At 42.7% G+C, this 8,276-nt stretch carries 8 protein-coding genes and 1 pseudogene; 6 read left to right on the top strand and 3 right to left on the bottom strand.

The annotated features are described in order from the left end of the window. A partial coding sequence (locus VLN09_RS00700; RefSeq protein ID WP_325243139.1) for an imelysin family protein occupies positions 1–1,155 on the bottom strand: 1,155 nt, incomplete at its 3' end. 220 nt (positions 1,156–1,375) lie between these two features. Next, positions 1,376–2,029 carry an OmpA family protein gene (locus VLN09_RS00695; RefSeq protein ID WP_325243137.1) on the bottom strand — a complete coding sequence of 218 codons (654 nt, stop codon included), beginning with the start codon at positions 2,027–2,029 and terminating at the stop codon, positions 1,376–1,378. 319 nt (positions 2,030–2,348) lie between these two features. Here VLN09_RS00695 and VLN09_RS00690 point away from each other — a divergent pair, with 319 nt between their 5' ends. The 6 genes from VLN09_RS00690 to VLN09_RS00665 all read left to right on the top strand — a co-directional run bounded on the left by VLN09_RS00690 (position 2,349) and on the right by VLN09_RS00665 (position 8,085). Beyond that, positions 2,349–3,302, top strand: a complete 954-nt coding sequence (locus VLN09_RS00690; protein ID WP_325243135.1) for an acyltransferase — start codon at positions 2,349–2,351, stop codon at positions 3,300–3,302. 209 nt (positions 3,303–3,511) lie between these two features. Continuing rightward, positions 3,512–4,621 carry a hypothetical protein gene (locus VLN09_RS00685; RefSeq protein ID WP_325243133.1) on the top strand — a complete coding sequence of 370 codons (1,110 nt, stop codon included), beginning with the start codon at positions 3,512–3,514 and terminating at the stop codon, positions 4,619–4,621. Between the two features lie 78 nt (positions 4,622–4,699). Beyond that, the gene (gene minC / locus VLN09_RS00680) at positions 4,700–5,584 is read left to right on the top strand and encodes a septum site-determining protein MinC (RefSeq protein WP_325243131.1); all 885 of its coding nucleotides are present in this window, start codon (positions 4,700–4,702) and stop codon (positions 5,582–5,584) included. 338 nt (positions 5,585–5,922) lie between these two features. Next, positions 5,923–6,735, top strand: a complete 813-nt coding sequence (gene minD, locus VLN09_RS00675) for a septum site-determining protein MinD (protein WP_325243129.1) — start codon at positions 5,923–5,925, stop codon at positions 6,733–6,735. A gap of 2 nt (positions 6,736–6,737) precedes the next feature. After that, on the top strand, positions 6,738–7,025 hold the full coding sequence (gene minE / locus VLN09_RS00670) for a cell division topological specificity factor MinE (RefSeq protein WP_325243127.1): 288 nt from the start codon (positions 6,738–6,740) through the stop codon (positions 7,023–7,025). A gap of 199 nt (positions 7,026–7,224) precedes the next feature. Further along, on the top strand, positions 7,225–8,085 hold the full coding sequence (locus VLN09_RS00665) for an IS982 family transposase (protein ID WP_325243125.1): 861 nt from the start codon (positions 7,225–7,227) through the stop codon (positions 8,083–8,085). Between the two features lie 63 nt (positions 8,086–8,148). On the opposite strand, the pseudogene VLN09_RS00660 reads toward VLN09_RS00665, so the two are convergent. Then, a pseudogene (locus tag VLN09_RS00660) lies at positions 8,149–8,276 on the bottom strand (7-alpha-hydroxysteroid dehydrogenase); the annotation flags it as partial.

The raw sequence follows: 8,276 nt of genomic DNA, 5'->3' as shown, positions 1-8,276 counted from the left end.
GATAAGATAGTTTCTGAGCCCATATCCGCCTACCGTTTTGCCAGCTACTGTTTTATAGCTACCATTAAAGATATTTTGGATACCGCGAGCATTATTGGCATAGCTTAAGTGGGTCAAATCACTAAAGCACTCATGCTCATCTTCAGTAGAGCCGGTGACAAACGCCACTTGAATGCGCTCAGAGGCAAGCTCCCCAAGTGCTAAGCTGCCCATTTGATACATGATTTGGCGCAGACTGTTACTATCCTTACGTGCCATCATGTCACTGCGTAAAGTGTTTTCACTTTCAGGCTGCCATTCTGCTTCCATCGCGGTCAAATCATCAACCAGCAGTTGCGTTGCTGCTTTTAAATACTGTCCACGGCGCTCACAGATACTAGCATCAGGATTGACACTCTCGCCGCTAGTGCATTGACCGTCAGTCGTTAGATAATCACTGAACGGGCGGTTGCCAGCACCTTCAGCGACGCCATTGGTATCTTGACCCCATAGCATAAACTCAATAGCATGGTAGCCTGTGGTCACATTGGCTTCACTACCGCCAATCTCACTCATCTCTGCCAACAGCTCAGGCGTGATGGTACGGGTATCTTGCTTGAGGCTACCAACGCTAATGCTATCGCTATTAATGATATTGTCTTTACTGTTATATTCACCTTCATAATCAGCGCTTACGTAGTCAATCAAGGCTTCATCTAAAGGCCAAGCATTCACCTGCCCCTCCCAGCTATCCGTACTGGCAATGCTACGCTTGTCATTGGCAGTCACAAAACCTTCATCAAATCTAAATACTTCAGTCTGTGAGTATGGCTGGCGCGCTGCTTTATAAGCGGCTTTTGCAGCATCCAAATTTTCTTGTGTCGGGGTTTCTACATAAGTATTGACGGCGCTCTGTAAAAGTTTTGCCGTCTCTAACGAATCCTTGTATGCAGCATGCGCCATATCCGCATAGCTAATAAGCAAGCGATCCATATGGGCTTGGTCAGCAGCTGATGAGGTTTTGCTGTCTGTTGTTTGGGTTGTTTCCGTTTGCGTGTCGGTCGTCACTTTTTCATCAGACTGTTTGCTACAACCTGAAACCATCAATATCCCCGCCAGTGCAGCAGCTAAAGTAGTCGGTAAAATTTTACGGCTTGTCGCTGTCTTGATATTCATAGATGTCCTTGATGGGCTTTAACAAAATAAAAAATAAGGTGCGTCTGTAACGTCGATACGAGTACGAAAAATAGGATTGGTTGTATGCTAAATTTATGGGAATTATAATGTTATTGATAACGATTATCAAATATAATTTAATAAAGACGGACAAATTTTAAGCAAAAAAAAGGCCAGCTTTACGCTGACCTTTTTTATCTTTGCTGTTAATCAATAAAGATTAACGAACGCTTTGTGGGGCATTAACCGTTAGCTCAACACGGCGATTTTGCTGACGACCATATTCAGAGTTGTTATCTGCTATAGGGCGAGACTCACCATAAGCTACCACGTTGATGCGGCTAGAGGATACGCCACGTGCGCTTAAATAGTTCGCTACTGCATAAGCACGGTCACGTGATAATTTCATGTTATAAGCATCAGAACCTTTGCTGTCAGTATGACCGGCAATCGTTACTGAGTTTTGGTTATATTCATTCATTGTAGATGCAAGCTTATCAAGCGTTGGCTTAAATGAGTTATTTAAAGTCGCGTCATCAAACGAGAACGTGATGTTACCTGGCATCACTAGGTCAATGTTACCATTGGCATTTGGTGTAACAGTTACACCAGTACCAGCCATTTGCTGCTCAAGTTGTTTTGCTTGACGCTCCATGTAATAACCAACGCCAGCGCCAAGTGCAGCACCAATAGCAGCATCACGACCCGTTTTATCACCACCAGTGGCTTTTGAAATAGTCGCGCCACCAGCTGCACCAGCTAAAGCGCCGATAGCAGTTTTGTTAAGACGCTGTTGTCCAGTGCTAGGATCCGTCACACAGCCAGTAAGAACCAAGCCTGAAGCGATTGCTGCAACCATTAATGTATTACGCATAGTATGTCCTCTTAAGTATTGAAAGTAATTGTGCTTTTTATGAAGCACGTCAATGGACTATAGCCATTAACCATATTTTGTTTGGGTGTTTATCGACACTCTCAACATTATGGCAATCCAATTCTTTTTCTGTGTAATATTTTGTCACATCTATGTATGAGAAGTACATAAGTGTTGATCAATTATTCTTTACCTCATTGGAGAGGTTACGTTTGCTACCACAAGTCACGTTTACAGCCGTACACGCTATTTTTTTCTGCTAAAATCCTTAAAAACATATTATCCATATAGCTGTCACATTTATACAAAGGGATTGGTTATGAGCCTAAACGCCACCATGCAAAAACTACACAAACGCGCGCCTACGTTAGGTAAAGCCGTATCGCTAGCCACGGCAACAGGCGTTATCGCTGCCAATAGCTTTGGTGGTAGTATCCCTTTGTGGCTGATGGGCGTGGGCAAAATCATTACGGGCGCGCCTATCGCAGATAAAACAGTGATTAAAATTACCAATCACTGGATTAGCAGTAACAATGCCTTAATAGACAATCTGCTCCCACGCAAAGATTGGCGCATTAATCTCCCTGATGACGTGCATGTGAATGGTAAATACCTCTTGGTCAGCAATCATCAAACTTGGGTTGATACCAGTATCGTGCAATATATCAGCGAAAAACGCTTACCCCTGACGCGGTTTTTCACCAAATTTGAGCTGATTTATATTCCAATTGTCGGTCAGGCTTTTTACTTTTTAGATTTTCCCATGATGCGCCGTCACTCCAAAGAAGCGATTGCCAAAAACCCTGCACTCAAAGGCAAAGATATTGAAGAAGCCAAGCGTGCTTGTGCGTTATTAAAAGACAAGCCCTTTACCTTATTGAATTATTTAGAAGGCACGCGCTTTACTAAAGAAAAGCACGATAAGCAAAACTCGCCCTATACCCATCTATTAAAACCGCGTGCCGGTGGCTTATCCTTGGCAATCAGCGCCCTAGGTGAAGACATCGATGGCATTTTAGATATGACCATCGTGTATCCTGATGGCGTGCCAACCTATGGGGATTTGTGGAAAGGCAATATCAAACGTTTGGGGGTTGATGTACAGTATATTGACATACCCGATGATTTGTTTGCCGGTGTCAAAAATGGTGGCTACGAGAATGATGAGATTATTAAATCTCAGATGTTTGATTGGGTTGAGAAGATTTGGCAACAAAAAGATCAGCGTATCAGCACTATGTTGGCTGATTTTGAAACCAATCCTAAGGGCTAATAATAAGGGCCAATAATTAGAACCTTTAGAAACACAGCAATATATGAAAGAGAATAATGGGTAAAATACCAAATTATAATGGTTGATGGCTTGTTTTTTGGCATTATTCATTGATAATGTGCATAACAATTAAAACACTTTTGTATTTCATCATGATTGGCATAATGCCTTTCATGATTGCTGCCATTTACCACTTATAAGGACTGACTGTGCCCGCCTCTTCTTCTAGCCCGCTTATAGAGTCAACGTCGCCCAATCAGTCCTCAGTACGTTCAGAATCACAAGCAGGGTTACCCGAGTCTGCGCCTTTAGAACCAAACTGTCCCAAACCAAATCGCCTCAAGCTCGCTTATGATATCGTGATGATCATAGCTATCAGTATTGATCTATTGCTCATCAGTACTGATGCTATTTTGATGAGTACTTTCAGTAGCGACACGGCAAGTTGGCTTGGTCTCTCCAATCAGCTGTACTGGTATCAAAACCATGTTCATGATTCGTTACGTAGCGCAGGTGGCTTTTTTACCTTATTTTTGATTGCAGAGCTGCTATTACGCTGGGCAATTGCCATCAAAGACAACATCTATTACCGTTGGTTCTTTTTTCCTTTTGTACATTGGTACGAAGTGTTAGGCTGTTTTCCACAGTTGCGCGCGCTGCGGTTATTCCGCGCGGTCATTATCGGACGACGTCTATATCAGTTGGGCTATCAAGTATTGCCGCAACCATGGATCAATAGAATCAACTTTTATATCGATTTAGTATTGGAAGAGTTATCTGACCGCGTCATTTTGACCACCATTCAAACCTTTCGTCAACAGCTTACCGACCCTGAAAGACAGAAATCGTTTATCGAATCGACCATAGCGCGCAATCGTGATGAGATTGAAACAGCAATACTGTCTTTACTACGTAAAGAGCTGGCGCCGAAGCTACAAGCACTGACCGAATCAACAGGCGGCGGTGCTATCCTCGCTAGTGAAATGGGAAATGCCATTCAAGAAGGGCTTGCCAATACAACAGAGCTGCACCGCTATCTGCGCATGATACCCATAGCTGGTAGCCTAATTGAATCACAGCTACAGCATGTAGGGCATAATATCGGTGAAAACGTGGTGTATGCGCTTAATGAGCGTCTGCTGGATGCTGAACGTATCGATGCTTTGATGGTCGCTATTGCCACTGGCATTGCACAAGTTGATACCAATAATCCGGCATTAGACCACCTGATTGCCAGTATTATCGATGATGGTTTGACCGAGTTCGAAGCCCAAATAAAAGTCCAACAATGGAAGCATCAAGACTTGCTCAACTTATAAAAGTTTTAACATAACGACTTGTTAATAAAAATATCACCAGAAATACAGCACCACGATCACCTTTTGAGGATGTAGATTATGACCATTGCAGACAATGACAACCATGCCAATGCCGCATCAACCACGCCTGCACTAGCCTTTTTTGGCAAAATGTTAACTTTCTCACGTGTGCAATTTAGCACCAATGATGTGGCAGCGATTACCGCCCAATTGCAAACCACGCTGAGTAATAAAAACAGCAATATTCCTGTCCTAATCGACAGCGAGGTTGAGCAAGATTTATCAGCATTGGTAGAATTGCTTTGGTCTTGGGGTTTACAACCGATTGGTGTCATAACAGGTTTACTTGACGCCCAAGCACGCGAATTACGCTTGGCGATATTTCCTGCTGACGGCAAACGTATTGAACGCATTTTACCCAGTAAAAAAGCAGTCACGCAGCTAAGCCAAGTCGCCGCCTCTACAACGCCTGCTACCGAATCTATCGAAGCGACAGTAGATGGCGTGGCTGCTAGTGCAGTCAATACTCATCAAGCGCTGCAAACCAGTGACTCCAATGACGCAGCTTTGCCTGCAGAAACGCTTATCAGTGTTGAACACATTACCAGTCTTATCTATGACCAAATGCTGCGCTCAGGTCAAAGCCTCAATCATGTTGGCGGCGATTTAATTTTGACCAATAGTGTCAATAGCGGCGCTGAAGCCATTACCGATAACAATTTACACGTTTATGGTCGTGCCCAAGGGCGCTTGGTTGCTGGTGCGACCGGTGATAAGGATGCACGTATCTTCTGCCAAGTCTTTAACCCCTCTTTGGTGTCAGTTGCCGGTACCTATTGCTTACGCGACAATCTGCCTAAGCATGTGATTAATAAATCGGTAGAAGTACGGTTTTTAGAAGGTCAGGGCTTAGTGTTCACCGTGATGGATGAGTCTCAAGTGAATAAAGGCGTTCAATCCTAGCCATTTATGTAGATATTTTTACGTTTAAAGGGTAAATATAGCAAAAACTATTCTAATTCATATTGTAGTAAGTTTATTTAACAAAACTGAGCTATGATGAATTTGTAGCTCTGCCACTATTTACCACACTTACGCGCGTATATATGAGTCAGCTAATCGCTTATTTTTATATCTCAGCCGTTTGTATGCTTTAATAGAGAGTTGCTATAAGTTTTTCTATATTTATGCTAGGCTTACGCTCGCAGAGAGTATATATACGTTATATCGACGACCAGCAAATATGCTGTTTTATATAATAAATATCTCATCAATTCATCAATTCATAGGAGTGTGCCATTGTGGCGAAGATTGTTGTAATCACTTCGGGTAAAGGCGGTGTGGGTAAAACCACGACCAGTGCTTCTTTTGCTGCTGGTTTAGCGTTACGTGGCTATAAGACAGTTGTTATCGATTTTGATGTGGGCTTACGTAATTTAGACTTGATTATGGGCTGCGAAAATCGAATTGTTTATGACTTTGTCGATGTTATCAATGGTAATGCACGCCTATCTCAAGCGCTTGTCAAAGATAAGCAGCTTGAAAATTTATATATTTTGCCTGCCAGTCAAACGCGTGATAAAGATGCATTGACGGATGAAGGTGTGGCGGAGATTATGGACGAGCTGTCTAAGCAATTTGACTATATCATCTGTGACTCCCCTGCTGGTATCGAACGCGGCGCGCAGTTGGCAATGTACCATGCGGATGAAGCCATTATCGTTACCAATCCTGAAATCTCGTCAGTACGTGACTCAGATCGAATCATCGGCATCTTGCAAAGTCAGACCAAAAAGGTTGTTGAAAACCAAGGCACAGTGCGTGAGCATCTCATTATCACGCGCTATAATGCAGAGCGAGCAGCAGCCAATGAAATGATGGATATTGAAACCATCTCAAATGACATCTTAAAAGTCCCATTACTTGGTGTTGTACCGGAAAGTCACTCAGTGCTTGAAGCATCTAACCACGGCGAACCCGTGATTCATTATACTGATTCTGTCGCTGGTCAATGTTATGATGATATTGTTGCGCGATTCTTAGGTGAAGAGCGTCCGTTACGTCATATTGATGTGAAGAAAAAGAGTCTATTACAGCGCTGGTTTGGAGGTTAATAATGAGTAAGAAAAAAGGATTTTGGAGTAGCTTATTTGGCACTGAAGACAGCAATACAGGCAGTGCCAATATGGCAACCGAGCGCTTAAAGGTTATCGTCGCAAGTGAAAACCGCTTAAACAATCGCTTGACCGCAGACCGTATCGAAAAAATGAAGCGCGAGATATTAGAAGTGGTTAATAAGTATGTCAATGGCGTACAGATTGATGATGTGAATATCAATCATCGTTCTGAAGACAGCCTCGATGTGCTTGAGATGAACATCAGTTTGCCTGAGCATAAAAAGTGATGTTGTGACTGATAACAAATCTATTTTAGTCACAAAAAAAGCCCTGAGTATCATACTTGGGGCTTTTTTTGTGACTATTTTAGGTTATTCATATTTTAACCCCAATTCGGGATAAGCGAGCAAAAAAAAGGCAAAAAAAGAAGTCCAAAGTTGCTAAAGTAAGTTTACCAAGACAAACTTCACAACAAGGACTTCCTACATGGACAACCTAACCGAACTATACTGCCATATTGACGACTTTTATCAGCAACTCAAACCTGAGTTTGACGCTCATTTGATCGCTCATGGCCGTCAACGGCTAAGAGCATGCAAGATAAGTGTACCAGAGATGATGACCATCTTGATACTGTTTCATCAATTGCGTTATCGACAGTTTAAATCCTTTTACTCCCATCATCTGCTGGGCATGATGACACGTGAATTTCCAAACTTGCCAAGCTACTCAAGATTTATAGAGCTTATACCACGCAGTATCATGCCTTTGTGTGCCTACTTGCAAAGCATGATGGGCGACTGTACGGGTGTCAGCTATATTGATTCCACTAAGATTGCAGTTTGTCATAATAAGCGTATCTATCGTCATAAAGTATTTGGGGGTTTAGCGCAAAGAGGTAAAAGTAGTATGGGCTGGTTCTACGGCTTTAAGCTGCATGCGATTATCAATCATAAAGGTGAGCTTATATCCGTCAAAATGACTGCGGGTAATACGGATGACAGAGCGCCTGTTAAGGATATGGCAGCGCCTTTATTTGGCAAGCTGTTTGGTGATAGAGGTTACATCAGTAAAGCACTAAATGCGTGGCTCACGAAAAACAGCAATACCACGCTGATCACTAAGCATCGGCGCAATATGAAACCACAAGTGATTGAGCCGATGGATGAGGCACTGCTCAATCACCGCTCTTTGGTTGAGACGGTGTTTGGGGCACTGAAAAACTTGTGCCAAATTGAACACTCACGCCATCGCAGTGTGACGGGGTTTATCACTAATCTGCTGTCAGGTTTGATTGCTTATTGCTGGTTTCCTGATAAACCTACTATTAAAAATATGACTTTGTAAGGTTAAATAGACACATAATAAGTGTTATCAATAACTTACGATGTGGCTTATCCCGAATTGGGGTTAATCTAAGGTTTGTACGCCGCCACCATTGACAAATATGGTCTGACCATTAACCCAAGTCGATATCGGCGCAGCAAAATACAGCATAGCACCAGTGATATCATCAGCTTCACCCAAACGCTCAATAG

Source organism: Psychrobacter sp. (genome assembly GCF_035469765.1).
Classification (GTDB): domain Bacteria; phylum Pseudomonadota; class Gammaproteobacteria; order Pseudomonadales; family Moraxellaceae; genus Psychrobacter.
This window is presented reverse-complemented; position numbering and strand designations above follow the sequence as displayed.